Here is a 26,367-nt window from a genome sequence, read left to right on the forward strand (position 1 = left end):
CTCCGCGTGACGGTACATCAGCGTGACTGGCAGGCATTCATAACACCGGGAAACAACGGCGCGGTTCATATGGACCTTGCCGTTGACGGGATCACCTGTGCCGCCTGCATGGGGGAAATCGAACGTGGCCTGAAACGTTTGCCGGGTATCCGTTCCGCCAGGGTCAATCTCACCAGTCAGCGGCTTGCCGTCGATTGGGTTGAGGACCAGACGGGCGCCGAAGAGATTGTCGGTGAATTGGCCAGACTGGGTTACGCGGCCCACCCGTTCGATCCAGCAAGCCAGAAGGAGCGTCAGGACAAGACAGGCAAACAGCTGCTGCGCTGCCTGGCTGTCGCGGGATTTGCCGGCATGAATATCATGCTGTTGTCGGTGTCAGTCTGGTCGGGAAATGCCACGGACATCACCCCCGAAACGCGGGACTTTTTCCATTGGCTGTCGGCCCTGATCGCGTTGCCGACTGTTGCCTACGCTGGGCGTCCGTTCACGAAAAGTGCCTTTGGAGCGCTCGCTGCAGGCCGGCTCAACATGGATGTGCCTATTGTGATCGGTGTGTTTCTGACCGTGGCACTGTCATTTGTCCAGACGCTGCAGCACCAGCAACATGCCTATTTCGAATCTGCGGTGATGCTGCTCTTTTTCCTGCTGGTTGGTCGTTATCTCGACCACAACATGCGCGGACGAACCCGGTCCTTTGCCGAAAACATTGCTGCACTGAAAGCGGAAGTTGCCGCCCGGATGAATTCCGACGGAAGCATACGCGAAGTCCCGCTTTCCAAGATCAACACGGGTGACCTTGTCCTGGTCTCAGGCGGAGAGCGTGTGCCCGTGGATGGCGTCGTGGAAACGGGACAGTCGGAAATTGACCAGAGCCTGGTTACGGGCGAAAGCATTCTCGTGCCAGTCAGGCGGGGACAAAGAGTTTATGCCGGTACCCTGAATGGGGCAGGGGCACTTCAGGTTCGCGTTGAAGCTGCCTCGGGCACGACGCTTCTTGACGAAGTAAACCGGCTTCTGGAAACCGCGTCGCAGGCCAAGTCCGCCTACGTCCGGATCGCCGACCGTGCGGCGCGACTCTACGCTCCGCTGGTGCATGGTGCTGCTGCCTTGACATTTCTTGGCTGGCTTCTGGCCGGCCTGGCCTGGCAACCGGCCCTGGTAATCTCGATTTCAGTCCTGATCATCACGTGCCCCTGTGCTCTGGGACTTGCCGTCCCGGCAGTTCAGGTGGTGGCCTCCGGACAATTGTTCAGGCGTGGTATCCTGCTGAATTCAGGGGATGCCATCGAACGCTTGGCTGAAATCGACACGATCCTTTTCGACAAGACCGGCACGCTGACAAGGCCTGAGCCTGAACTTTTCGAAACCGTTGACCCGGTAGACGAGACGATAGCCTTGGCCGGGCGTCTGGCCCTTGCCAGCCGTCATCCATTGTCCGCAGCATTGGTCCGGGCAACTGGCGCTATCATGCCGTTGCCCGATATTGAGGAAATTGCCGGATCAGGTCTGGAAACAAACCATGAAGGCAAGAAGCTCCGTCTGGGCAGTCCACAGTTCTGCCAAGCCTCTCGGGAGCTGATTGACGAAGCCCTTGAAAGGGTTCCCGGCGCTTCCCTGCTCGCAATCAGCTACGGTGACGAACCTGTGCGACTGTTGACTTTCCGGCAAAGCCTGCGGCCGGATGCGGCCAGTGTGATCGATCGGCTGGGCCAGGAAGGGTACACGCTTGAAATCATCTCCGGCGATACCCTGCCGGCTGTCGAGGACTGCGCAAAAACGCTGGGGATCTCTGCCTGGAGCGCGGGCATGAAACCTGCACGGAAAATAGCGCGTCTTGAGGAACTGCAGGCAGAAGGCCGCAAGGTACTCATGGTCGGCGACGGACTGAACGACGCACCTGCATTGGCGGGTGCACATGTTTCACTCTCGCCTGTTTCCGCGGTTCATCTCAGTCAGGCGGCAGCAGACGCGGTGTTTCTGGGAGACAGGCTGATGCCGGTGGCCGATGCTTTGCACTTGTCCAGAAGGGCAAGGGCGGCGATCGAACAGAACCTCTGGATTTCTGCCCTCTACAACGTCATTGCCGTACCGATTGCGGTGGCCGGTTTTGTGACGCCTCTCATGGCAGCCGTTGCAATGTCGGCTTCCTCGCTGGCGGTTACGGCCAACGCCCTGAAGTTGAAGTGGGGCGAAACAAGCCGTTCGTCCGGTACCGGCAGCGCGCAAACGCCAAAGCCGTCAGACGGGAGATAGCAATCGATGGATGTCCTGATCTTCCTGATCCCGATCGCACTCTTTTTGGGTGCCCTCGGCCTGATTGCATTTCTCTGGTCGTTGAAGAATGGTCAGTATGATGATCTGGAAGGCGCGAAGTGGCGGATTCTGGACGATGACGACCTGCCGGAAGACAAGCGCTGACGCAAGGACCCGTTTCCCGCGTACGGTCTGTCGAAGGATATGTCAGGCAAGAATGTTTGACAGCGCCATCGCAACCGCCAGCAATACAAGCCCCACTCCTGAAAGAAGCAGAATATTCTCGCGCAGTCCGCTGGAGCCCGCCGTAGATGGCTCGTGCTCGCCTGCAAGCGGCTCGTCCTGCCTGCTCTTGTCCCGGTCTGTGGTCATGAGGCTCGTGATCATTGAAGTGTGACATCTCTTTTTTTGTTTCTGGAAGCAGGATGACCTTCAGCTCTGAAAGTCCCGTTAATCCGTGGCGTGTGAAAAAGTTAATTGGCCACAGCATTACCAAGTTGTGAAAACTGAGCTTGATTACAAATCTGAAATTAGATTTATGAATATTATTCAATGAGTTAAGCTTCGATTTGCTGCTGTTGCCCGATGCTTTCCACCTCGGCAGGGATACGGCTAACCCAATCTTCAGGTTTTCATGGCAAGACAAGGGGAAACAAGGAGGAATTGGTGAGCCTGGATCTTGCCTCTTTGACATTTTTGCTGGTCGAAGACAGTGCTTATATGCGGACGATTCTGCGGACGATGTTGCAGGGTTTCGGTGCGCGTCGCATTGTGGAGGCAGAGGACGGTGCTTCCGGCCTCGAGGCCATGGATCGTGCAAACCCGGATATTCTGATCCTGGACTGGGTCATGCCCATTCTGGACGGTGCAGACATGGTGCGCATGATCCGCAGCCCGAACAATCCGTTCGCGTACATCCCGATCATCATGGTAACGGCCCATACTGAACGGAGCCGGATTGTCGAAGCCCGCAGGCTAGGCGTGCACGAGTTGCTGTCGAAGCCTATTTCGGCAAAGTCGTTGTATCAGCGGGTTTCGAGCGTGATCCTTCATCCGCGTGATTTCATCAAGACAGCGACCTATTTCGGTCCCGCTCCCCGGGAAATAAGAAATCGGCAGAAGATTTGGCAGGGCGGACCGGGGCAACCGCCCGGGCAGCCGCCTGGAGAAGCTGCAGAAGAACCCGAAAACGTCACCGCGATTGGTTAGGTATTTCGATCGTGGGGGAACTCAGGCCGCCGATTGTGCTGATTTTGAGGGTTCACTTGTCGTGTGCACGGTATTGGAGGCACTTGCTTCAAGTGCATCTGCAAACTGGGCCAGCACGTCCAGATCAACCGTATAATTGTCGAGCAGAAATTGAGACAGGACGTCGATCGAGAGATGTTGGTAACCCTCAATCGCCGCCATCAGTGCTTCCGGAGTGTCCAGCCGTTCACGCAGCTTGATCATTGTCTTCCGCTGAGTTTATTTTCCGCCACCTTGGATATTTATAGTTAATAGTGAGTAAATCTGACACGCGCAATAGCGAGTTTTACCCGTATGGCGGAAGGTTCCGGCCGTCCACAGCCTTCTGGGGAAGAACTGGCTGAATGACTGGCAAAAGACGCTGTTTGACCGCATTTTGGAGGCAGCGATCGAAAGGGCACGAATGGCAAAAGTCGTTTATATCTTGAACGGACCGAATCTCAACCTGCTGGGAAAGAGGGAACCGGAGATCTATGGCCATCAGACACTGGACGATGTTCATCAAATGTGCGTCGCTCAGGCGGAAAATGACGGACTTGATATCGTGTTCCGGCAAAGCAACGCAGAGCACGACCTGATCGATTGGGTGCAGGAAGCCAGGGAAGCAGCTCACGCCATCATTATCAATCCGGCCGCTTACTCACACACGTCCATCGCTATATTGGACGCTCTCAGTGCGTGTACGTGTCCGGTGATCGAAGTGCATGTTTCCAACATCCACAGGCGCGAAGCTTTTCGTCATCACTCTTATGTTTCGCAAAAAGCAGACGCGGTGATAGCAGGGTGCGGTGTCGAGGGCTACCTGCTTGCATTGCAACGGGCAGCGACCTTGCTGAAGGAAAGCTGACGGGTTTCAATCGGACAAGCTCCAGACAATGGGTCATTGCTGAAGACGTATTCTAGTATCCGTTTCCGGAGAAAAATTCGCGCGCAATTGTCTGGGCGATGACTTTGAAATCAAGCAGGAGAGATTGGCTCTCCAGATATTGAAGATCATATTCAAGACGCATTTTCGCGGAAAAGGCATCCGTGGTTTCCCCACGAAATCCGTTGACCTGTGCGAGACCCGTAATTCCCGGGCGCACCTGATGACGTTCCATGTATCTTGTATCGAATTTTTCGTAGTCAATTCCGGCCGCCAGCATGCCCGGTACGTGCGGACGCGGCCCGACAAGCGACATGTCTCCGCGAAGGACGTTCATCAACTGGGGAAGCTCGTCGAAATTGCTCCTGCGCAGAAACGAGCCAACAGCGGTAACACGCGGGTCGTTGGATACCGTTTGGGTCACGCCTGATCCATCACCCAGATGCTGGTGCATCGTCCGGAATTTAAAAATCGTGAAAAGTTTTCCGTCGAGTCCGTATCGTTCCTGCCTGAATATGACAGGCCCACGACTTGTGACCTTTATCGCGATGGCGATCGCCACGAAAAGAGGCAGCAGAAGAAGCATTCCAGATCCTGCTCCCAGGATGTCCAGAATTCTCTTTAGTTTGCTGTTGCCTTGTGTCGAAGGGGTAACTTTCTTTATTGGACGGTTATCCTGATCAAAAACTGATGGGTTAAAAGAATAATTGGTTGTTTTACCAATGTATCGATAGCGACTGGTATCGTCATATCTAACGGATTCGTTTGCCAAGCTTTACAAGCCTCGAGCCAATACGTGTGGTCTAAAGGATTTGCCGATGCAACATAGCCCGTTGAAGCGGCAGGTGCTAAGTATTCGTTAATCAATGGTTAACAGAGAGCGTAAAATCCTTGATTTATTGGGATTTGTTATCAGCTCGACATTCAAGCTGCAACATCGCGGTGCGAAAAACGAGTTAAATTTTTGTAAAACTTTAATTGAAACTGCCGAAAATTCTCTCTCCGGCAGCTCCATGATCAGACATTGCCCTCAGAATGGAAGGGTCAGTAGCTGCGGCCGACGCTTGTATACTCAAAGCCGCGGGAAAGCATGTAGTCGGGTTTGTATATGTTCCTGAGGTCGACCACCTTCGGTGCCTTTAGCAGGGATTTTACCCGCTCCAGGTCAAGTGCGCGGAACTGGTCCCATTCCGTGCAGATCACGACCACATCCGCATTTTCGATGGCGTGATAGGGTCCGTCGCAAAACAGGACGTCCGACATCATCTTGCCGGCTTCTTCCATGCTCGCAGGATCGTAGGCACGGATCCTGGCGCCACACGATTGCAGTTTCTCAACGATGTCGATGCTGGGAGCATCGCGCATGTCATCGGTGTTGGGTTTGAAGGCGAGGCCCAGCAGCGCGATTGTCTTGCCATTGACGTCACCGTCCAGGAAATCGACGACCTTGTCTGCCATCTTCTTCTTGCGAGCGGTGTTCACCTCTATCACGGAATCGACGATCTTGAGATCAGACCCGGCGTCCGCGGCAATCTTGGAAAGCGCGAGTGTGTCTTTCGGAAAACATGAGCCGCCGTAACCCGGTCCTGCATGCAGGAACTTGGACCCGATACGGTTGTCCAGGCCAATTCCGCGAGACACTTCCTGCACGTTCGCACCAACGCTTTCGCAAAGATCCGCGATTTCGTTGATGAACGTGATCTTGACTGCCAGAAACGCGTTGGCCGCGTACTTGATGAGTTCGGAGGTCCGCCGCTTGGTAACGATGATCGGCGTTTCGTTGAGATACAGCGGACGATAGAGTTCCTGCATCACTTCGACAGCCTTGTCGTCCTCCGTACCGACAACAACACGGTCAGGCCGTTTGAAGTCGTTGATGGCCGCCCCTTCACGAAGGAACTCCGGATTTGAAACCACGGCGAAATCGGCATCAGGATTGGTTTTCTGGATTATCGCCTCGACTTCGTCACCTGTGCCGACCGGAACCGTCGATTTGGTGATGATGACTGTGAAGCCTTCCAGAAGTCCGGCTATTTCCTCCGCGGCCGCATAGACGTAGGAAAGATCGGCGTGTCCGTCTCCTCGCCGCGTCGGGGTTCCGACTGCGATGAAGATGGCATCGGCGGTCCTTATGGCGTCCGATGAATCGGTCGTGAAAAAGAGCCGTTCTTCGTCAACGTTCTTTGCGACAAGTTCCTGAAGACCCGGTTCGTAGATCGGAATCTTTCCATTGTTCAGGGCATCAATTTTTGTAGTGTCTTTATCAATACAGGTCACCACGTGACCGAAATCGGCAAAACATGTTCCCGATACCAGACCGACATAGCCGGTCCCAATCATTGCAACGCGCATAATATAATTCCAGTTCCTAAGGCTGACCCGGGCGCAGGAAGTAACTGCGTCCTGAATTTTTCGGCAGCTTTGAAGCTGTCATGCCCCTAGCACGACTGACGTCGCGATTGCTAGCCCATATAGTCCGGCGATTCTCGCGGACTGTCATGTGACGCCTTGCGGTCGGTCTGGGAAAACGTGCGCTTACACCGTCAGAAATCGCCTAACTTCGGTTTCCGACAGATCTGCACCTGAACCTGAAAGAACAATCTCGCCACGGTCCATGACTGCATAATCATCGGCGAGATCCCTGGCGAATTCGAAAAATTGCTCGACAAGGACGATCGCCATGGTTCCCTGGTTCCGAAGCCATGCAATTGCGCGGCCTATGTCCTTGATGATCGATGGCTGTATGCCTTCCGTCGGCTCATCGAGAACCAGCAATTGTGGTCGTGTGATGAGTGCGCGCGCGATTGCAAGTTGCTGCTGCTGCCCGCCTGACAGGTCGCCGCCGCGGCGGTTCAGCATGTCTTTGAGAACCGGAAACAGGTCGAACACGGTATCGGGAATAAAGCGGTCCCTTCGACGGATAGGTGCAAATCCCGTCTCGAGATTTTCCTTCACCGTAAGAAGAGGAAAAACCTCGCGCCCTTGTGGAACGACAGCAATTCTCCTGCGCGCCCGCGCGAAGGCCGGCAGCGATGAAATGTCATCTCCGTTCCACAGGATTTTACCGGCGGCGATACCATGCTGGCCTGAAATCGCCCGCAAAGTGGATGTCTTTCCAACGCCGTTGCGGCCCAGAAGACAGGTGATCTTGCCGGTTTCGGCAGTCAGGGAAACGTCACTCAGCGCCTGAGCCGCGCCATAATAAAGATCAATGTTTTCAACTTTGAGCATTGTATTGCACCTTCTCGGGGAAGACAGCGAATGTTCCGCGGCAAAAATTATCGCCCCAGATAGACTTCGACGACACGTTCGTTGGCAGACACATGATCAAGGGATCCCTCGGCTAGAACGGATCCTTCATGAAGCACCGTGACTTTGACGCTGAGCGAGCGTACGAACTCCATGTCGTGTTCGACCACGACAACCGAGTGGTCTTGCGCGATGTCCTTGAGCAACTCGGCCGTTTCTGCCGTTTCCGCGTCGGTCATGCCGGCTGCCGGTTCATCGACGAGGAGCAGTTTCGGGTCCTGCGCCAGCAGCATGCCTATTTCCAGCCATTGTTTCTGACCGTGACTGAGATTGGCCGCAAGTTCATGTTTCCTGTCGGATAGCCTTATGAGGCCGAGAAGGTCGTCGATGCGTTTCGTTTCTCCGCCGGAAATGACATGAAACAGCGTGGCGAACGGGCCACGGGGGGCTTTCAGTGCCAGTTCCAGATTGTCCCGGACTGTGTGGCTTTCGAAGACGGTGGGCTTTTGGAATTTTCGTCCGATGCCGATTTCTGCAATGGAGGCTTCGTCTTCGCCGGTCAGGTCGATCGCACCGTCAAAATAGATCTCGCCTCGGTCAGGCTTTGTCTTGCCCGTGATGACATCCATCATCGTGGTCTTGCCGGCACCGTTGGGTCCAATGATTGCGCGCATTTCTCCAGGAGCGATGGTGAGCGAAAGTTCGTTGAGCGCTTTGAAACCGTCGAAAGTGACGGAAACCCCGTCGAGATAGAGAAGGCTGGTTGCTTTCACCAATGTCTTACTCCGCCGGTTGAGGATGTGAAGCACCGGCGCGGGACATGGCCGGAACGGGAGGAGGCGTGCTGGCGGGTGCATCTTCAGACTGTTTTGCCTGTGGCCGCGGGCCGCCGGTCCCGTCTTCCTGATCGGAAGAATTCCTGCGTTGACGCAGCGTCGACCAACCGTCATTCAAGGTGCCCAGTATTCCCTTGGGCAAGAACAACGTGACAAACACGAACAGTCCTCCGAGTGCAAACAGCCAGATTTCGGGAAGTGCCGCGGTGAACCAGGTCTTGGCAAAGTTCACCAGAACGGCACCCAAAACGGCTCCGACCAGTGTTCCTCTGCCGCCGACCGCCACCCAGATCACCACTTCGATGGAGTTTGCCGGCGCGAACTCGCCCGGATTGATGATGCCGACCTGCGGAACATAAAGGGCGCCCGCAACACCTGCCATCATCGCCGAAAGCGTCCAGACAAACAGCTTGTAGTGTTCGACGCGGTACCCCAGAAAGCGTATCCGGCTTTCCGCGTCTCGCACCGCAACCAGAACCTTGCCAAGCTTGGATCGGGTAATGGAACGGCAGATCATGTACGAAAGAACCAGCGCCAGGCCGGAGGCTGCAAACAGGCCGGCCCGGGTCGTGTCTGCCTGTATGTCGAAGCCGAGAATATCCTTGAAATCCGTCAGGCCGTTATTGCCGCCGAACCCCATGTCGTTCCGGAAAAAGGCAAGCAGCAGTGCATAGGTGAGGGCTTGTGTAATGATCGACAGATAAACACCGGTGACCCGGGAGCGGAAGGCGAACCAGCCGAAAACAAAGGCAATCAATCCGGGGACAAGAAGCACCATCAGGGCCGCAAACCAGAACATGTCGAAGCCGTACCAGTACCAGGGCAGTTCCTGCCAGTTCAAAAAGACCATGAAGTCGGGCAGGGTCGGGTCGCCATAAACGCCGCGCGTGCCGATCTGGCGCATGAGATACATGCCCATCGCATAACCGCCGAGTGCAAAGAAGGCAGCGTGGCCGAGCGAGAGAATTCCGCAATAGCCCCAGACGAGATCCACCGCCAGGGCCAGCAGGGCGTAGGTGAGATACTTGCCCATCAGTGTGACGGCATAGGTCGGCACGTGGAAGGGTGATCCGTGCGGGACAAGAAGGTTGCCCACTGGCACCAGAATGACGACGGCCGCCATGATCGCCAGAAAAACGCCGGCACGAGCATCCATGGCCCGAAACAGAAAGGAGGTCATCATGCTTCAACTGCCCGGCCCTTGAGGGCGAAGAGACCCCTTGGACGCTTTTGAATAAACAAAATGATGAACACCAGTACGAAGATCTTGCCGAGAACGGCGCCCGCGTAGGGTTCGAGGAATTTGTTGACGACCCCGAGTGTCATGGCTCCGACGAGCGTGCCCCACAGGTTTCCGACACCGCCGAACACGACGACCATGAAGCTGTCGATGATGTAGCCTTGTCCCAGGTTCGGCGAGACGTTGTCGATCTGTGAAAGCGCAACGCCGGCGATGCCGGCAATGCCGGAGCCGAGGCCGAAGGTCAGGGCGTCGATCCAGGGCGTGCGAATGCCCATCGAGGCCGCCATCCGGCGATTTTGAGTGACCGCGCGCGTGTAGAGGCCGAAGGGTGTTTTCTTGAGGACCAGCATGAGGCCGGCAAACACCAGCAGGGCGAACACGACGATCCACATTCGATTAAAGGTAATGGTCATCTGGCCAAGTTCGAAGGCTCCTGACATCCAGTCCGGATTGCCGACCTCCCGATTGGTGGGACCAAAGACGGAGCGGACGGCCTGTTGAAGGATCAGTGAGATTCCCCACGTCGCCAGAAGCGTTTCCAGCGGTCGGCCGTATAACCAGCGGATCACGCCGCGTTCAATCGCGATGCCAATCAGGCCCGCGGTCAGAAAGGCGAGGGGCAGCGCGATAAACAGGGAATAGTCGAACAGGCCTGGTGCAGAGGTGCGGATAATCTCCTGAACCACAAATGTAGTGTAGGCACCGATCATCACCATCTCGCCGTGAGCCATGTTGATCACCCCCATCACACCGAAGGTGATGGCCAGGCCTATGGCCGCGAGCAGGAGAACGGAACCAAGCGAAACGCCGTACCAGACGTTTTGTGCCGTGTTCCAGGCTGCGATGGATTTTTCGATTTTTTCAACCGCGTGGTTCGCCGCGTCCCGTACCGCTCCTTCGGAATTGGACCGGACGCCGATCAACAGCGACAGGGCTTCGCGGTTTCCCATCTCCGAGAGCGTCTCGACGGCTGCAAGTTTCTGCGCCTCCTCCAGATCGGAATTCAGCACGGCGGCAGCTCGGGCCTGTTCCATGACAAGCCGGACGTTGTCGTCTGTCTCGGCGGCAAGAGCTGTCTCGAGTGCGTCGATGCCCGCGGGGTCTTGCGCCTTGAATATCGCTTCGGCGGCTGCGACGCGAACGTTCGGGTCCGCCGCCATGAGCGTCAGGGACCCAAGTGCCGAGCGGATAACCCGGCGCAGCTTGTTGTTGACCTTGATCTTCTTGATTTCCCGTTTGCCTGCGTCGCCTTCGACTTCCAGCGTCAACGGGTCGGTAAGGGTAAATCGTTTGCCGTCCTTTTCCGCGATGAAGACCTGGCCGTCCGACTTGCGGAAATAAAGGTCACCGGCACCGAGAGCCTGAAGCGCCGGCGCGACTGCCGGATCGCCGGTTGCGACCAGGGCTCCGATCTGCTGTTCCGTCTCTGCGTATTTGCCTTTTGCAAGTGCGTCGACCAGCGAGCGCAGGCTTTCGGTGTCACTTTGGGCAAGCGCGGGGCTCACCAGACCGGCAACGAGGCAAAACAAGACAAAGATTGATTTCAAGTTGGACATGGGTCCACCGGCGTTGATTGTTTGTTTCCAATTGCGGGAATTGTCGCCCGGCGACAGTCGTCGGCCGGTTTCCCGTCATCCCTGCGAAGGCCGGGGTCCAGTAGTCCGGGTCGGCGACTGCTGGATCCCGGGATCGTGTTTGACTGACCGGGATGAATACCGGTCAGGGGCGGGTCATTCGAACCCGCCCCGACACCGTTTTCCCTGTTAGGATCCGGAGCCTCCGCACTTGCCCGTAACAGTGTTGAAGTTGCCGCAGGACATCGGAGCACGCCAGTCGGAGATCAGGTCCTTGGAACCTTCCAGGTAGTCGGACCAGGCATCGCCGATGACGAGACCGGATGTTTCCCAAACTGTTTCGAACTGGCCATCATCCTGGATTTCGCCGATCAGCACGGGCTTGGTGATGTGGTGGTTTGGCATCATTGCCGAGTACCCACCCGTCAAGTTCGGCACGGAAACACCGACAATGGAGTCGATCACGGCATCCGGGTCGGTTGTTCCCGCCTTTTCAACGGCTTCTACCCACATGTTGAAACCGATGAAGTGGGCTTCCATCGGATCGTTTGTCACACGCTCTTCGTCACCGATAAAGGCGTGCCAGGCGTCGATGAACTCGGCATTGGCGTCGGTATCTGCAGACTGGAAGTAGTTCCAGGCGGCGAGGTGTCCGACCAGCGGACCGGTGTCGAGACCGGCGAGTTCTTCTTCCCCAACCGAGAAGGCGACGACCGGAATGTCTTCCGCCTTGATGCCGGCGTTTGCCAGTTCCTTGTAGAAGGGAACGTTTGCGTCACCGTTGATCGTGGAGACCACTGCGGTTTTCTTGCCGGCCGAGCCGAAAGTCTTGATGTCGGAGACGATCGTTTGCCAGTCGGAGTGTCCGAACGGCGTGTAGTTGATCATGATGTCTTCTTCAGCAACACCCTTGGATTTCAGGTAGGCTTCCAGGATCTTGTTGGTCGTGCGCGGATAGACATAGTCTGTACCGGCCAGGACCCAGCGCTCGACGCCTTCTTCATTCATGAGGTAATCAACCGCAGGGATTGCCTGCTGGTTCGGAGCAGCGCCCGTATAGAAGACGTTCCGCTGGGATTCTTCGCCCTCGTACTGCACCGGATAGAACAGCAGGGAGTTCAGTTCCTCAAAGACCGGAAGAACGGACTTGCGAGACACGGAGGTCCAGGCACCGAACACGGCGTCGACTTCGTTCACTTCTATCAGTTCGCGTGCCTTTTCAGCAAAAAGCGGCCAATCTGAAGCAGGGTCGACGACGACGGCTTCAAGCTGCTTTCCAAGAAGTCCGCCATTTTTGTTCTGCTCTTCGATGAGCATCAGCATGACGTCCTTAAGCGTTGTTTCCGAAATCGCCATCGTGCCGGACAGCGAATGGAGAACACCGACCTTGATCGTGTCTTCCTGAGCAACTGCGCTGCCGATCATTGTGGAGGCCATCAGACCTGCCAGCGCGAGTTTTGTGAGAGTGTTTTTCATGCCAGTTCCCCTTTTTGATAAGGCACCGGTTCCCGGCCGGTGCAAGGCGGCTGGAAGGACTGCCGCCACCGGGGAAAGATCGTGCGCCGGAAACATTGCACCGCAACATACGTCAATTGACGTAAGTCGCCGGTGGCGCGCTCTGGCGGGCGTTTGTGCCGTTCGGCATGAATCGTGCTCTGCAGGAAAGCCAATGAGAAACAGGTTGGAAAACGGGGCAATTCTGGCCGTGAGTTGCCAAAAATTTATGCAACTGGCGTCAATTCGGGCGATTGGTCTGAAATGACCGCCCGTCAGCGCATCCTGCCCATTCGGCGCCAGTACAACAAATGGGTCAACAACCAGACGCTGGAAGACTATGCCCTACGTTTCACGGCCAAGGGCGCGCGCCGGTTTTCCTCCCGTGCGATCTCCCAGACCGCAATAGGGGCCATCTCCTTTCTGGCGCTTGAAGCGATCGGCGGTGCGATAACGTTGTCGCACGGAACCGCAAATGCATTTTTGGCGATCCTTGTCGGAAGCCTGGTGCTGCTGATCGTCGGCCTGCCGATCAGCCGCTACGCGATGCGGTATGGCGTCGATATTGACCTGCTGACGCGTGGTGCGGGTTTTGGATATATCGGTTCAACGATCACATCGCTTGTCTATGCAAGTTTCACCTTCATTCTTTTTGCAATTGAAGCCTCGATCATGTCGAGTGCATTGGAATTCGCATTCGGCGTGCCGCTCTGGCTCGGCTACATCATCAGCGCGGTTGCCGTCATTCCACTGGTCACCCATGGTGTAACCTGGATCAGCCGGTTTCAGCTGGCGACGCAACCATTCTGGATCATCCTGAACATCCTGCCGTTCATTTTCATCGCGTTTACCGACTGGCAATCGGTCGGGCAATGGCTCTCGTTTTCCGGAATCGACCCGATAACTCAAGCGCAGCGCCTGGAACCGGGTGGTTGGAACAACATCAATCTCGTCAGTTTCGGTGCGGCAACCGCGGTTATTCTTGCGCTGATGGCGCAGATCGGAGAGCAGGTCGATTTCTTGCGCTTCCTTCCTGCGGAAGATTTCGCCGGCCGGCGTCACCGGTTGGCCCTGTTTCTCGCCGGGCCGGGCTGGGTGATCCTGGGAGCTCCGAAGATGATCGCCGGATCGTTCCTCGCCGTGCTCGTGCTCTCGCACGGCGTTCCGGTCGAACACGCCGACGAGCCGTCGCGGATGTATGCGGTGGCATTCGGCTACATGATCCCGAGCGAAACCGTCGTCCTGTTGCTGATGGCGGCTTTCGTCGTCGTCGCACAGCTCAAGATCAACGTGATGAATGCCTATGCCGGCTCGCTTGCCTGGTCGAATTTCTTTTCGAGGCTGACCCATTCACACCCCGGACGTGTTGTCTGGCTGGTGTTCAACGTTGGTATTGCGCTGTTTTTGATGGAACTCGGCATCTACAAGCTTCTGGAAGAAACGCTTGGCATCTTTTCCATCATTGCAATGGCGTGGCTGTCTTCAATTTCAGCGGACCTCTTCATCAACAAGCCGCTTGGTCTTTCTCCGCCGGGTATCGAGTTCAAGCGAGCGCATCTCTTTGACATCAATCCGGTCGGAACAGGAGCCATGCTGCTTGCCGCCGGGCTGGCTATCGCAGCGCATTTCGGCTTGTTCGGCGACATTGCCGCTGCACTCGCGACATTTCTGGCGATGGCGGTCGCCTTCGTCGCGGCGCCCGTCATTGCATTCGCGACCAAAGGAAAATTCTATCTGGCACGAAAGCCTCGTGCGCACTGGCAGGACAGGGACCATATCGCCTGTTCCATTTGCGAAAATCCGTTCGAGCCGGAAGACATGGCCTATTGTCCGGCCTATCAGTCACCGATCTGCTCGCTTTGCTGTTCCCTGGATGCCCGTTGTCATGATTCCTGCAAGCCGAACGCCCGTATTACCCATCAGGTCGGGTCCGTCGCGGCTGTATTCCTGCCAGATGCGGTACTCGACAGTCTTCGTTCCCGTCTTGGCCGTTACGCGGTTACCTCTGTTCTAGCAGTAACGGGAATAGGCCTTGTCCTCTGGATCATCTACGCCCAGGCGGCGAGTCGGCTTGATGACCCGACAGGCCTCATCGCCCAAACCGTGTCGCTGATCTTCTTCGTGTTTGCCATTGTGGCCTGTATTGCCTGCTGGTTTCTGGTGCTGGCCCATGATACGCGGCAGGTCGCCGAAGAGGAATCTGCCCGTCAGAACGCTCTGCTTCAAAAGGAAATCGACGCACACGGTGTCACGGACGCCGCACTCCAGAAGGCAAAGGAAGACGCTGAAGCGGCCAATATTGCCAAAAGCCGCTACGTCGTTGGCCTGAGCCACGAGCTCAGGACGCCGCTCAATGCGGTGCTCGGCTATGCGCAGGTTTTGGAGATGGACGAAACGTTACCACAGGCAAGAAGGCCCGCAGTCGGTACGATCCGCCGCAGTGCAGAGCACCTGTCCGGCCTGATCGATGGCCTGCTGGATATCTCCAGAATTGAGGCCGGCCGGCTGCAGATCTATTCCAACGAAATCAATATTCATGGATTTCTCGACCAGATCGTCGACATGTTCCGCATGCAGGCAAGCGCAAAAGGGCTTGGGTTTTCCTTTGAAAAACCACGGAACCTGCCGGTCTTTGTCCGGACCGACGAAAAGCGTCTGCGCCAGATCCTGGTCAATCTGTTGTCCAACGCAATCAAGTTCACGGACAGTGGCAGCGTCTCGCTCCGTGTCGGTTATCGTTCGCAAGTCGCCAGTTTCGTGGTGTCCGATACCGGCCCGGGCATCGCGCTGGAAGAACAGGCGAAGATTTTCGAACCTTTCGAGCGCAGCAAGGCCGCCAGTGGCCGCAAGGCGCCAGGCCTTGGTCTCGGACTGACGATCACCAAGCTGCTTACAGAATCGATGGGTGGTGCCGTGGCTCTGGCAAGCGAACTGGGGCAGGGCGCTTCTTTCGAGGTCCGGCTCATGCTGGCGGCCGTCGATCGACCTGTGGACGCCGTGCGCCTCGAACGCCAGGTGAGGGGATACCGGGGCACCCGCAAGACAATTGCAGTCGTGGATGACAACCCGGAACACCGTGCACTGGTGCGCGAGGTTCTGGAGCCGATCGGCTTCACACTGCTCGAGGCGGAAAACGGTTCAATTTGTCTTGCGAATATCAGTGATCTGAAACCCGATCTCTATCTCATAGATATCCTGATGCCGGGAATGAACGGGTGGGAACTTGCCCGGGCTCTCCGGGACAGAAAAGACGTTGCACCGATCATCATGCTGTCTGCAAATATCGGCGACCAGTCCCTGCGTCCAGATGGTCCGGCGCTGCACGACGGCTCGCTTGGAAAGCCTTTCGACATCGGCCGTCTTCTCGACCTGTTGCAAAACAGCCTTGGCTTGACCTGGACCGAAACTCCGAATTCCGGTCACGTGGACAGGCCGGCAGTGACCAGATTCCGGTCGCCCGGGCAAAGGCATGTTGCCGATCTGATCTCGCTTGCCGAGATCGGATATGTGGAAGGCATCGAGGCCAAACTCACGGAACTCGCGGGCACACCGGAGCATCGTCCACTGGTTGATGCCCTTCATGGCCATCTCAACCGGTTTGATTTCGACGCCTATCGGGACACATTGAGCGAATTGGAAACCAATGACGGATGATCGCCGCGATACGGTGCTGGTGGTTGACGACAGCCCCGAAACCCTCGGGTTTGTGACCGAAGCCCTGAAGAAGACAGGAATCGCTGTCCTGGTGGCAACCAGCGGCGAGGCGGCGCTGTCGGTCTGCTCGAAAGTGGTTCCCGACACCATATTGATGGATGCGGTCATGCCGGGGCTGGACGGGTTCGAGACATGCAAGAAGATCAAGATCAATCCGGTGTTGCAGCATGTTCCGGTCATATTCATGACCGGGCTGTCGGAAACAGAACACATCGTCAGGGCGCTTGAGGCAGGCGGCGTCGACTTCCTCACCAAGCCGATCGCCGTCGACGAATTGAAGGCAAGGATCAACGTACATCTGAAGAATGCCCGTTCGGTACAAAGTGCACATGTTGCCCTGGATGCGGCCGGTCGCCATCTGGTGGCGGTGACCGCTGAAGGCAACATCCTCTGGTCGACGCCTCAGATCCACTCGCTTTTGAGCCGGACGGGAGACGGCGACACGAGTCTCTTGCACTTGGGCAGGGCGTTGGGGGAATGGCTTGGTGAGGCAGCGCACTCCGAAGTCCCGCAAAAGAGCTTCGTGCTCGGGTTGTCGGAGACCCTGACAGTACAATTGCATCCGCTTGGTCGGGTTGGTCCGGACGAGAATCTCTTTCGCCTCACCACCGAAGATGAAGCCGGACAGGTCAAGGCACTCCAGGATCGGTTTGGTCTGACGCGGCGCGAAGCTGAAGTGCTGATCTGGATCGCAAAGGGCAAGTCCAACAAGGATATCGGCGAAATTCTTGGATTGTCACCGCGCACCGTCAACAAGCATCTGGAGCAGATCTTTGTGAAACAGGGTGTTGAGAACCGTGCTTCTGCAGCGGTCCGGGCTGCGGAAATCATCTACGCGTTGTGAGCAGCTTTAGTTCAAAAGTCCATCTGGTCTGAAGTTTCCACCGGCCGCGGCCCTTGCCAGCCTCCGCCATTCCAAACTCTTTTAATGCAAATCATTCGCAACAAGCTTGACAGATGCAAATGATTTGCAATATCAGTTGCAAGAGGAACGAAATTCCCTCTCAGGAGATCAGAATGCTCAAGAAATTAGTGCTGGTTGCGTCCATGACTGCGCTCACGGCGACCATAGCGTCCGGCGCGATTGCCGCGGACAAGATGAAGGTTGTGACCACCTTTACCGTGCTTGCAGATATCGCGAGCAACGTAGCTGGAGAGACCGCCGAGGTGGTGTCCATCACCAAACCAGGCGCGGAGATTCACGGCTATCAGCCGACACCGCAGGATATCGTGCGTGCCTCCGGTGCCGACCTGATCCTTTGGAACGGTATGAACCTGGAACTCTGGTTCGAGCAGTTCATCTCCAATCTGGGAGATATCCCCTCGGCAACGCTGACTGACGGCATCGATCCGATCTCCATCGGATCCGGCTCCTACAAAGGCAAGCCAAATCCCCATGCCTGGATGGGGCTCGACAATGCGCTCGTCTACATCGACAACATCGTCAAGGCGTTCTCGGAACAGGATCCGGAAAACGCAGCGACTTACGAGAAGAATGCCGCTGCCTACAAGGAGCAGCTCCGCGCGACAATCGAACCGCTGCGTGAGGCCGTTGCCGAGATCCCGGAAGAACAGCGTTGGCTTGTCACCTGCGAGGGCGCTTTCAGCTATCTGGCCCGCGATTTCGGCATGAAGGAACTCTATCTCTGGCCGATGAATGCCGACCAGGTCGGCACCCCGCAACAGGTGCGATCCGTCATCGACGGTGTGCGCGAGAACGAGATACCTGTCGTCTTCTGCGAAAGCACTGTGAATACCTCGCCGGCAAAACAGGTCGCGCGCGAAACCGGGGCCAGCTATGGCGGCGAGCTCTATGTCGATTCCCTGAGCGAGCCCGGCGGCAAAGTGCCGACTTACCTGGATCTGCTGAAGGTGACCGCCGGAACGGTTGCGGACGGACTGAAATCAGCCGGCAACTGACGAACGGATTGGAGCCTCGCAACCACGTGTTGCGAGGTCGTGATTGTTAAGTGTCGAATAAAGCTCTTTAATAGGTGGCCCGTGCTTCAAATCGTCAAGGACCCGGAAATGGATGCGACCGCGACAGCGGATTCCGGCGGAATTTCTGCTGAAGATGTCACAGTCACCTACCGGAACGGCCATACCGCGCTCTGGAATGCCAGCTTTGCCATTCCAAAAGGTACGGTGACTGCACTGGTCGGGGTCAACGGCGCAGGAAAGTCGACGCTTTTCAAGGCCATCATGGGGTTCGTTCCAGCTGCCAGAGGCAGGATCAGAATTTTAGGCCTTCCGGTTCGTGATGCGCTTCGCAAGAACCTTGTCGCCTATGTTCCGCAGTCCGAGGAAGTTGACTGGTCCTTTCCGGTTCTGGTCGAGGATGTGGTCATGATGGGCCGATACGGCCATATGGGTTTTTTTCGCCGTCCCGGAAAATCCGATCATGAAGCCGTCGATCAGGCACTCATGCGCGTCAACATGCAAGATTTCCGGCACCGCCAGATCGGCGAGTTGTCCGGCGGCCAGCGCAAGCGCGTGTTTCTTGCCCGAGCCCTGGCGCAGGACGGGCAGGTGATATTGCTTGACGAGCCGTTTACCGGCGTTGACGTCAAGACAGAGGAACAGATCGTCGCGTTGTTGAAGGAATTGCGTGACGAGGGCAGGGTGATGCTCGTCTCGACGCACAATCTGGGCTCGGTGCCCGAATTCTGCGACCGGACCGTGCTGGTGAAGGGAACTGTCTTGTCCTACGGCGAAACGCAAACGACTTTCACCCGTGAAAATCTGGAGCAGGCTTTCGGCGGCGTCCTGCGACACTTCACGATTTCCGATCAGACGCTCCATACCGACGGCGACCAGCGCAAGGTAACCATCCTGACTGATGACGAGCGTCCCTTTGTTCAGTACGGCGATGAAACCCAGACGACCGAAGGCGGCAGCTGATGGCAGCCCTCCTGGAACCGTTTGCCTATAACTACATGGTCAACGCCATGTGGGTGTCGGCGCTTGTGGGCGGCGTCTGTGCGTTTTTGTCCGCATACCTGATGCTGAAGGGCTGGTCGCTGATCGGAGACGCTCTGTCTCACTCCGTGGTTCCCGGTGTCGCCGGGGCCTATATCATCGGCCTGCCATTTTCGCTCGGCGCGTTTATCGCAGGTGGCCTTGCGGCCGGAGCCATGCTGTTTCTTTCCGAACGGTCCGGCTTGAAAGTCGATGTCATCATCGGATTGATCTTCACGTCCTTTTTTGGACTGGGGCTTTTCATTGTCTCCGTCAACCCGATGTCGGTCTCCATTCAGACCATCACCATGGGCAATATTCTGGCCATCACACCGGAAGATACCCTGCAACTTGCCATTATCGGTTTCGTGTCGCTGGCGGTTCTGCTTGCCAAGTGGAAGGACCTGATGGTCACCTTCTTCGATGAGAACCATGCCCGTTCGATCGGGCTGAAACCGGGATTGCTCAAGGCGGTCTTCTTCGTTCTGCTGTCTGCCTCCGTCGTTGCCGCCATGCAAACGGTCGGCGCGTTTCTGGTAATCGCAATGGTCGTTACGCCCGGTGCGACGGCCTATCTCCTGTGCGACCGGTTCCCGCGCCTGATCGCGCTCTCTGTTGCTATCGGCGCGCTGACAAGCTTTGCCGGTGCCTATGTCAGCTATTTCCTCGACGGGGCAACCGGTGGCATCATCGTGACGCTGCAGACACTGATTTTCCTGGTCGCCTTCCTGCTGGCTCCCAAGCACGGATTGCTGGCGGCCCGCCGGAAGGCGGCGGATGCCCTGCGAAACGGGCCGGCAGATTCAACGATGCCTCCTGAGTGGGTATCCGGCCGACAGGAAAAGGGGGAGACGATCTGATGGACCTCGACACGCTTCTGCTGCCTTTCAAGTTTCCCTTCATGCAGAACGCCTTCCTGATCTGCATCATCGTTTCGGTTCCAACGGCCCTGCTTTCGTGTTTCCTGGTCATGAAAGGCTGGGCGCTGATGGGCGATGCGGTCAGCCACGCCATTCTGCCGGGCATCGTGATTGCCTATATTTTCGGGATTCCGCTTCTGATCGGTGCCTTCGCCGCTGGGATGATCTGTGCGCTCGCAACGGGATATCTCGCCGGAAACAGCCGGGTGAAGCAGGATACAGTGATGGGTGTGGTGTTTTCCGGCATGTTCGGGCTCGGCATCGTGCTCTATGTCGCTGTCGAAACCAACGCCCATCTGGACCATATCCTGTTCGGCAACATGCTCGGTGTCGGTACGCAGGATCTTTTGACGGCCGGTGTTATCGCCGCGCTGGTCGGTGCCGGTCTTGTTCTGAAGTGGAAGGACCTGGTCCTGCACAGTTTCGATGCGGCCCAGGCGCAAGCCTCGGGACTGCCGGTCAATCTGCTTCACTATGGTCTTCTGGCTGCACTCTCGCTGACAATCGTGGCAACCTTGTCCGCTGCGGGGCTCATTCTTGCGATCGGTCTTCTGATCGCCCCGGGTGCCATCGCCTTTCTGCTGGTGCGCACATTCGGGACGATGCTCTGGGTTTCCGTCCTCGTGTGCATGGCGTCGATGCTTGCCGGAACATATGCAAGCTTCTTTCTCGACAGCGCCCCGGCACCGACGATTGTGCTGATCTTGTCAGGCCTTTTTGTTGTCGCCTTTGTCAGACGCCTGGTGCTGACACACAGGGCGTCGATGCTGCGAGTGGCGTCAGATGGTGACCCCTCAACCCGGTAACAGGTCTCCGGGTGTCCCCGGAGACCTGTGAATGCATTCTCAGCGGCCAAGAACCGATTCAACGCTTTTCGTCATGGCATCCACGATCTGCTGTGCTTCGTCGCCCGTGAGGCACAGCGGAGGGGCGAAGCCTATGATGTCGCCCTGGGGCATTGCCCGTGCAATAACCCCGTTTTTCAGGAGTTCACCTGCAATCGTGGGCCCGATCTTCTTTGACGGGTCGAAGAAACGGCGAGTTTCCCTGTCTTCGACGAATTCCACTGCCATCAATAATCCTTCACCTCGGATTTCACCGACATTCGGATGATCACCCAGGGCGTCACGCATCGCAGACGTAAAGTGTGATCCGACCACGCCGGCATTCTCGACGAGATTGAGTTCGTCGACCAGCTTCAGGTTGGCAATGGCAGCCGCTGCGCCTATCGGATGGGCGGAATAGGTCCAGCCGTGACCGATCGGACCGGTTTCGTCTGTCCCTTTCATCAGCACATCCCAGACCTTGTTTGACACGATCGATCCGGACAGCGGCGCGTAGGCTGACGTCAGGCCTTTCGCAATGGTGATGATGTCGGCCTCGATGCCATAGTGTTCGGATCCGAACATCGAGCCGAGACGGCCGAAACCTGTGACCACTTCGTCCGCGATCAAAAGAATATCGTGCTTCTTGAGGACCGGCTGGATCGCCTGCCAGTAACCTTTGGGTGGGGGTACGAGACCACCGGTGCCCATGGCCGGTTCACCGATGAACGCAGCGATGGTATCTGCACCTTCTCGCTCGATCATGGCTTCCAGTTCGGCGACGCAGTGCGATACGAAATCCGCTTCGCTCATGGCCAGGTCCGGCCGGCGGAAATAGTAGGGTGCTTCGGTGTGCAGCACGTTGTCGAACGGCAGGTCGAACTTCTTGTGGAAGAGCTCAAGTCCTGTCAGCGACCCTGTCATCAGTCCGGACCCATGATAGCCGCGCCAGCGTGAAATGATTTTCTTCTTTTCGGGACGGCCGAGGATGTTGTTGTAGTACCAGACCAGTTTGATGTTGGTTTCGTTGGCGTCGGACCCGCCGAGCCCGAAATAGACCTTGGACATGTTGTCCGGAGCCCGGTCCAGGATCATCTTTGACAAGGTGATCGACGCTTCCGTGCCGTGGCCGACATAGGCATGATAGTAGGCCAGTTTCCTGGCCTGCTCGGCGATCGCCTCGGCGATTTCCTGACGGCCATAGCCGACATTGACGCAGTAAAGGCCCGCAAAGGCATCCAGAAGCCTGTTGCCGTCCCGGTCCTCTATGTGGACACCTGATCCGGTCTCAATGATCCTGGAGTGTGCTTCCCCGCGCGCATGTTGAGCGAGATGGGTCGAAGGGTGAAAGAAATTCTCGCGATCCCACTGATCGAGCTGGTCGTTGCGAAGCATATTCTGTCCTTTGTTGTTGTCTGGTCACGCCCAATCGCGGCAAACATATTTGACGTCCATGAATTCTGCCATGCCTATCCGGGCGCCTTCCCGTCCAAGGCCCGACTGCTTCATTCCGCCGAACGGGATCGGAGCCCCGGTGACTTTCGTTCTGTTGACCGCCACCATGCCGAACTGCAAGTGGCGGCTGGCCCGGTATATCCGTCGCGGGTCGCTGGTATGCACATAGGCGACCAGACCGAATTCGGTGTCGTTCGCCCGCTGGAGCGCCTCAACCTCGTCATCGAACGGGGCAATGGCGGCAACGGGCCCGAATGTTTCTTCGTTCATGATCCTGGCGCTGGCAGGAACGTCGCACAGAACTGTGGGTTCGAAAAACAACGGTCCGGCCTTGTGACGCTTGCCACCGCAAAGGAGCTGCGCGCCCGATTGGATTGCATCGGCAACATGACTTTCCTGCTTTTCCACGGCCCCGGCGTTCATCAGCGGACCGACATCCGGATCAGTCCAGCCTGCGCCGACGGTGAGTTCACGCGTGCGGGCTGCCAGGCGTTGGCAGAAAATCTCGTAAACCGGGCGTTCTACCAGAAACCGGTTGGCCCCAAGGCAGTCCTGTCCCGAAGTCGCGAATTTTGCCTTGATCGCTTCGTCCACGGCAAGATCGAGGTCGCAGTCGGCAAAGACGAGAAACGGCGCATGGCCGCCAAGTTCCAGAACCATGCGCTTGATCGTGCCCGCGCTCTGGCGGTAAAGCAGCTTGCCGACATCCGTCGACCCGGTGAAGGAAACCGCACGAACACGGGCATCTTCCATCCAGGGCGCGACGATTGTCGACGGATCACCCGTGATGACGTTGAAGACGCCTGCGGGTAGTCCCGCACGTTCGGCAAGTTCGGCAAGGGCCAGGCACGAATATGGTGTTTCCCCGGAGGGATGAACGACCACGGTGCACCCGGCTGCAAGCGCAGCCGCAGCTTTGCGGGTGACCATCGCACTGGGAAAATTCCACGGCGTGATCAGAGCCGCAACACCCACAGGTTCGAGCCAGACTTCGACTTCGGCATCCGGCAGGTGCGATGTCACGCCCTCGACATTGGGACGCTTGGCTTCCTCGGCGTAGAATTCGACAAAGGACGCTCCGTAGTCGATCTCGCCCCGGGCCTCGGACAGCGGTTTGCCTTGCTCAAGCGTCATGATCTGAGCAAGGTCTTCGCGGTTTTCCAGGATAAGTTCGAACCACTGGCGCAGGATCGTGGCTCGCTGTTGCGGCAGCAGGTTTGCCCAGGCGACAAAACTCCGGTGCGCGGCATCGACCGCATCGCGACTTTCAGCACCGCTCAGCTTCGCCACTTCTCCGACATGGTCACCCGTTGCAGGATCAAGGACCGGGAATGTCTCTCCGTCCCTGTTCGCAATCCACTTTCCGTCGACATAGGCAAACGAACGGAAAAGACGTTTGTCCCTCAGATGAAATGTTGTCGTTTCCTGGTGAACAGGCATTTCCATTGATCCGGCCTCCGGTTTTCATGGCCGGATCGTACGAGCGTGGATCAGGAGGAAACGACCATAAACATGCGCCGGGGCAGACGATCTTTTCTTAACTGCCGTCACTGCCAGCAGCTTCGTCTCCCGGCGAATTGCCGAGCAGAATGCCAAACGGGGGAGCGCCGCGAAGTTTGACCTGTTTGGTCACGACATAGGTGTAGTAGCGGGCGAGACCGATCTTGCCGTCCAGCAGTGTGTCGATCAGGCGCTGGTAGCTGTCTATATCCTTCGTGATGACTTGCAGAACATAGTCGAACCCGCCACCGATGGCCCAGCAGGCCACGATCTCGTCATGATGGTTGATCGTGCGTTCGAATGTCTGGAAGCTCTCCGCCCGGTGGTTTTCAAGCTCGACAGTCACGAAAACCTCGATATGGGCGGCAACACCCTTCAGGGAAATTTCGGCGCTGTACCCGCGAATGATACCGGCTTTTTCAAGGCGTTTCAGACGTTCCCAAAGCGGTGTCGGCGACAGGTTGACCCGTTTGGCAAGGTCGGCCTTTGCCAATCTGCCTTCCCGGGACAGGATGGACAGTATTTTCAGGTCGCGATCGTCGAGTTTCAGCCCAATCATGGCGCGACCATGAACAGGATGAATTGACTTGTCAATTGTTATGAAAATCGTCAGTATGAAATCATGACAATATGGAAGAATTTCCCCGAAACAATCCCACGTCCCGCCTACCGCTCGCTCGCCGACCTGATATCCGATGCGATCGACAACGGGGACCTGAGGGTCGGTGAAAGGCTTCCGACGCATCGTGAATTGGCCTATCAGCTTGATTTGAGTGTCCAGACCATCAGCCGGGCCTACGACGAGCTCATCCGGCGTGGCCTCATAGAAGGGCAGGTCGGGCGGGGAACGTTTGTCAGCTCGGGACCAGCCAAATCGAACTGGCCTTTCGTCCCGGCAGGTCAGGACGGGCAACTGGTCGATCTTTCGATCCTCAAACCCGTGACGGCGCCGGTTCACAGGGAAAGAATGAGTGCGGCTTTTGCCGAGCTTTCAGACACTCTGGCTGATACATCCATCTTCTCGTTCAAGCCGTCCAATGCGCTGCAGCCGTTCAAGAGGGCGGCCCTTGCCTGGCTGGCGCGCTGCGGCCTCAGCTGTGCACCTGATTCGATCATCATGACGAACGGTGCGACACCGGCCATGACGACAGCGCTGATGACGGCGGCGAATGCGGGCGAACTCGTGCTGACGGAGGCCATGTGTCATCACACGCTCATTCCACTCGCCAGATACATGGATTTGCGTCTGGAGGGCATTCCTCTCGATCATGAAGGCATCGTGCCGGACGAACTCGAAAAAATCTGCAGATCCAAACCGGTGAAGTCGCTCTATGTCATGCCGAGCGGCTTGAATCCACTGGCTCGCATGATGGGAAGTGACCGGCGGGAAGCGCTAGCCGCACTTGCGCGCAAATATGACTTCACAATTATCGAGAACGACGCATGGGGACCGATCCAGCCGGACCGGCCGCCGCCGATCGCCGCCTTCGCGCCCGAGCGGACGTTCTATTTCACAAGCTTTACAAAGTGCCTGTTTCCCGGGCTTCGGCACGGATATCTCGTTGTTCCCGAATTGCTGGCGTCAGCCGCCGCCAATCGTCACCTGGTAACAGATTGGGTGGCAACGCCCATTATGGCGGAAATCGCTTCCCTCTTCATAGAAAACGGAACTGCGGACGAACTATTGTCATGGCAGAAGGCCGCATTGGGGCGGCGAAATGCGATGGTGGCAAAGATTCTGGACGGCATCCCGTTTGGGGCGAGTCCCAACGGAATGCACATCTGGTTGCCGCTGCCGGGGTCCTGGACCGAGGAAGCTTTCGTTGCCAATGCCAGGCAGAAAGGTGTCGCGGTGGCACCGGGTTCTGCATTCGCCATTTCAGATACCACCGCCAACCACAGTGTCCGTATTTGCCTAGGGGGCATACAGGAGGAAGCGCTGGCACGCGGCGTGCAGCTGATCGCGCGCCTTTACAAAAGTCCTCCGGAGCCTGCCTTGCTGGCATTCTGAATGCGTTTATATGTTAAAATTGTCATGATTTAATGTTTTGATTGACTCTTAATTGTCCTCATTTCAAGTTGAGGCAATAACAACAACCCGGAAATTCAATTGAACGGCTGTCACGTCTTTTCGTGCGGACCGGTGCCGATGGGATGCGCCTAGAGTGTCATCTCCGCGGACGCTCTCCGTGTGTCTGAAAAGGCGTGTTGGCCAGGGAACAGCAAAAGCAGGT

General features: G+C 56.9%; 23 protein-coding genes. 11 read left to right on the forward strand and 12 right to left on the reverse strand.

The features are described from left to right. The first annotated feature begins 6 nt into the window (after positions 1 to 6). The gene (locus LA5095_RS02470; RefSeq protein WP_055111627.1) at positions 7 to 2,253 is read left to right on the forward strand and encodes a cation-translocating P-type ATPase; all 2,247 of its coding nucleotides are present in this window, start codon (positions 7 to 9) and stop codon (positions 2,251 to 2,253) included. Positions 2,254 to 2,259: 6 nt separating this feature from the next. Continuing rightward, positions 2,260 to 2,418: a cbb3-type cytochrome oxidase assembly protein CcoS gene (ccoS, locus tag LA5095_RS02475; RefSeq protein ID WP_029063994.1), complete on the forward strand. Its 159-nt coding sequence runs from the start codon at positions 2,260 to 2,262 to the stop codon at positions 2,416 to 2,418. A gap of 42 nt (positions 2,419 to 2,460) precedes the next feature. On the opposite strand, the gene LA5095_RS02480 is transcribed toward ccoS, so the two are convergent. Continuing rightward, positions 2,461 to 2,640: a hypothetical protein gene (locus LA5095_RS02480; protein ID WP_055111629.1), complete on the reverse strand. Its 180-nt coding sequence runs from the start codon at positions 2,638 to 2,640 to the stop codon at positions 2,461 to 2,463. A 279-nt stretch (positions 2,641 to 2,919) separates the two neighbouring features. Between LA5095_RS02480 and LA5095_RS02485 the strand changes: the two genes are divergently transcribed. Next, positions 2,920 to 3,462, forward strand: a complete 543-nt coding sequence (locus LA5095_RS02485) for a response regulator (RefSeq protein WP_082442792.1) — start codon at positions 2,920 to 2,922, stop codon at positions 3,460 to 3,462. 21 nt (positions 3,463 to 3,483) lie between these two features. Here LA5095_RS02485 and LA5095_RS02490 read toward each other — a convergent pair whose 3' ends face one another. Further along, positions 3,484 to 3,705 (reverse strand): hypothetical protein, encoded by a 222-nt coding sequence (locus LA5095_RS02490; RefSeq protein ID WP_029064030.1) that lies wholly within the window; start codon positions 3,703 to 3,705, stop codon positions 3,484 to 3,486. A gap of 199 nt (positions 3,706 to 3,904) precedes the next feature. Between LA5095_RS02490 and aroQ the strand changes: the two genes are divergently transcribed. After that, the gene (gene aroQ, locus LA5095_RS02495) at positions 3,905 to 4,348 is read left to right on the forward strand and encodes a type II 3-dehydroquinate dehydratase (protein ID WP_055111631.1); all 444 of its coding nucleotides are present in this window, start codon (positions 3,905 to 3,907) and stop codon (positions 4,346 to 4,348) included. A gap of 52 nt (positions 4,349 to 4,400) precedes the next feature. Here aroQ and LA5095_RS02500 read toward each other — a convergent pair whose 3' ends face one another. The 7 genes from LA5095_RS02500 to urtA form a co-directional block, all read right to left on the reverse strand. Then, positions 4,401 to 5,138 carry a sugar transferase gene (locus LA5095_RS02500; protein ID WP_268873268.1) on the reverse strand — a complete coding sequence of 246 codons (738 nt, stop codon included), beginning with the start codon at positions 5,136 to 5,138 and terminating at the stop codon, positions 4,401 to 4,403. 272 nt (positions 5,139 to 5,410) lie between these two features. Then, positions 5,411 to 6,718 (reverse strand): UDP-glucose dehydrogenase family protein, encoded by a 1,308-nt coding sequence (locus tag LA5095_RS02505; protein WP_055111635.1) that lies wholly within the window; start codon positions 6,716 to 6,718, stop codon positions 5,411 to 5,413. 183 nt (positions 6,719 to 6,901) lie between these two features. Beyond that, on the reverse strand, positions 6,902 to 7,597 hold the full coding sequence (urtE, locus tag LA5095_RS02510) for an urea ABC transporter ATP-binding subunit UrtE (protein ID WP_055111637.1): 696 nt from the start codon (positions 7,595 to 7,597) through the stop codon (positions 6,902 to 6,904). A 47-nt stretch (positions 7,598 to 7,644) separates the two neighbouring features. Continuing rightward, positions 7,645 to 8,388, reverse strand: a complete 744-nt coding sequence (gene urtD, locus LA5095_RS02515) for an urea ABC transporter ATP-binding protein UrtD (protein WP_408009716.1) — start codon at positions 8,386 to 8,388, stop codon at positions 7,645 to 7,647. Between the two features lie 7 nt (positions 8,389 to 8,395). Then, on the reverse strand, positions 8,396 to 9,634 hold the full coding sequence (gene urtC, locus LA5095_RS02520; RefSeq protein ID WP_055111641.1) for an urea ABC transporter permease subunit UrtC: 1,239 nt from the start codon (positions 9,632 to 9,634) through the stop codon (positions 8,396 to 8,398). Beyond that, entirely contained in the window at positions 9,631 to 11,250 is a 1,620-nt protein-coding gene (gene urtB, locus LA5095_RS02525) for an urea ABC transporter permease subunit UrtB (RefSeq protein ID WP_055111643.1), read from the reverse strand. The genes urtC and urtB overlap by 4 nt, the downstream gene beginning before the upstream one ends. A gap of 207 nt (positions 11,251 to 11,457) precedes the next feature. After that, on the reverse strand, positions 11,458 to 12,705 hold the full coding sequence (urtA, locus tag LA5095_RS02530; RefSeq protein ID WP_408009893.1) for an urea ABC transporter substrate-binding protein: 1,248 nt from the start codon (positions 12,703 to 12,705) through the stop codon (positions 11,458 to 11,460). Positions 12,706 to 13,026: 321 nt separating this feature from the next. On the opposite strand from urtA, the gene LA5095_RS02535 reads away from it, so the two are divergent. The 6 genes from LA5095_RS02535 (at position 13,027) to LA5095_RS02560 (ending at position 21,160) form a co-directional block, all read left to right on the forward strand. Next, positions 13,027 to 16,416 (forward strand): hybrid sensor histidine kinase/response regulator, encoded by a 3,390-nt coding sequence (locus tag LA5095_RS02535; RefSeq protein WP_055112680.1) that lies wholly within the window; start codon positions 13,027 to 13,029, stop codon positions 16,414 to 16,416. Further along, positions 16,406 to 17,320 (forward strand): DNA-binding response regulator, encoded by a 915-nt coding sequence (locus LA5095_RS02540; protein WP_055111645.1) that lies wholly within the window; start codon positions 16,406 to 16,408, stop codon positions 17,318 to 17,320. Before LA5095_RS02535 ends, LA5095_RS02540 begins: the two co-directional genes overlap by 11 nt. Before the next feature lie 203 nt (positions 17,321 to 17,523). After that, on the forward strand, positions 17,524 to 18,396 hold the full coding sequence (locus LA5095_RS02545) for a metal ABC transporter substrate-binding protein (RefSeq protein ID WP_281926600.1): 873 nt from the start codon (positions 17,524 to 17,526) through the stop codon (positions 18,394 to 18,396). A 108-nt stretch (positions 18,397 to 18,504) separates the two neighbouring features. Beyond that, on the forward strand, positions 18,505 to 19,377 hold the full coding sequence (locus LA5095_RS02550) for a manganese/iron ABC transporter ATP-binding protein (protein WP_055112683.1): 873 nt from the start codon (positions 18,505 to 18,507) through the stop codon (positions 19,375 to 19,377). Continuing rightward, entirely contained in the window at positions 19,377 to 20,294 is a 918-nt protein-coding gene (locus tag LA5095_RS02555; protein ID WP_055111651.1) for a metal ABC transporter permease, read from the forward strand. The genes LA5095_RS02550 and LA5095_RS02555 overlap by 1 nt, the downstream gene beginning before the upstream one ends. After that, a complete protein-coding gene (locus tag LA5095_RS02560; protein WP_055111653.1) occupies positions 20,294 to 21,160 on the forward strand; it encodes a metal ABC transporter permease in 867 nt (288 codons plus the stop codon). The genes LA5095_RS02555 and LA5095_RS02560 overlap by 1 nt, the downstream gene beginning before the upstream one ends. Positions 21,161 to 21,199: 39 nt before the next feature. Here the strand turns inward: LA5095_RS02560 and LA5095_RS02565 are convergent, their stop codons facing one another. The 3 genes from LA5095_RS02565 to LA5095_RS02575 form a co-directional block, all read right to left on the reverse strand. Continuing rightward, positions 21,200 to 22,573, reverse strand: coding sequence for an aspartate aminotransferase family protein (locus LA5095_RS02565; protein WP_055111654.1), 1,374 nt, complete (start codon positions 22,571 to 22,573; stop codon positions 21,200 to 21,202). A 24-nt stretch (positions 22,574 to 22,597) separates the two neighbouring features. Then, positions 22,598 to 24,079, reverse strand: coding sequence for an NAD-dependent succinate-semialdehyde dehydrogenase (locus LA5095_RS02570; protein WP_208992526.1), 1,482 nt, complete (start codon positions 24,077 to 24,079; stop codon positions 22,598 to 22,600). Positions 24,080 to 24,170: 91 nt separating this feature from the next. Then, complete coding sequence (locus LA5095_RS02575) at positions 24,171 to 24,692, reverse strand: Lrp/AsnC family transcriptional regulator (protein ID WP_173937345.1); 522 nt, start codon at positions 24,690 to 24,692, stop codon at positions 24,171 to 24,173. Between the two features lie 63 nt (positions 24,693 to 24,755). On the opposite strand from LA5095_RS02575, the gene ehuR reads away from it, so the two are divergent. Further along, complete coding sequence (gene ehuR, locus LA5095_RS02580; RefSeq protein ID WP_055111656.1) at positions 24,756 to 26,144, forward strand: MocR-like ectoine utilization transcription factor EhuR; 1,389 nt, start codon at positions 24,756 to 24,758, stop codon at positions 26,142 to 26,144. The last annotated feature ends 223 nt before the right edge of the window (positions 26,145 to 26,367 follow it).

The sequence above is a fragment of the Roseibium album genome (assembly GCF_001404515.1).
GTDB lineage: Bacteria > Pseudomonadota > Alphaproteobacteria > Rhizobiales > Stappiaceae > Roseibium > Roseibium album.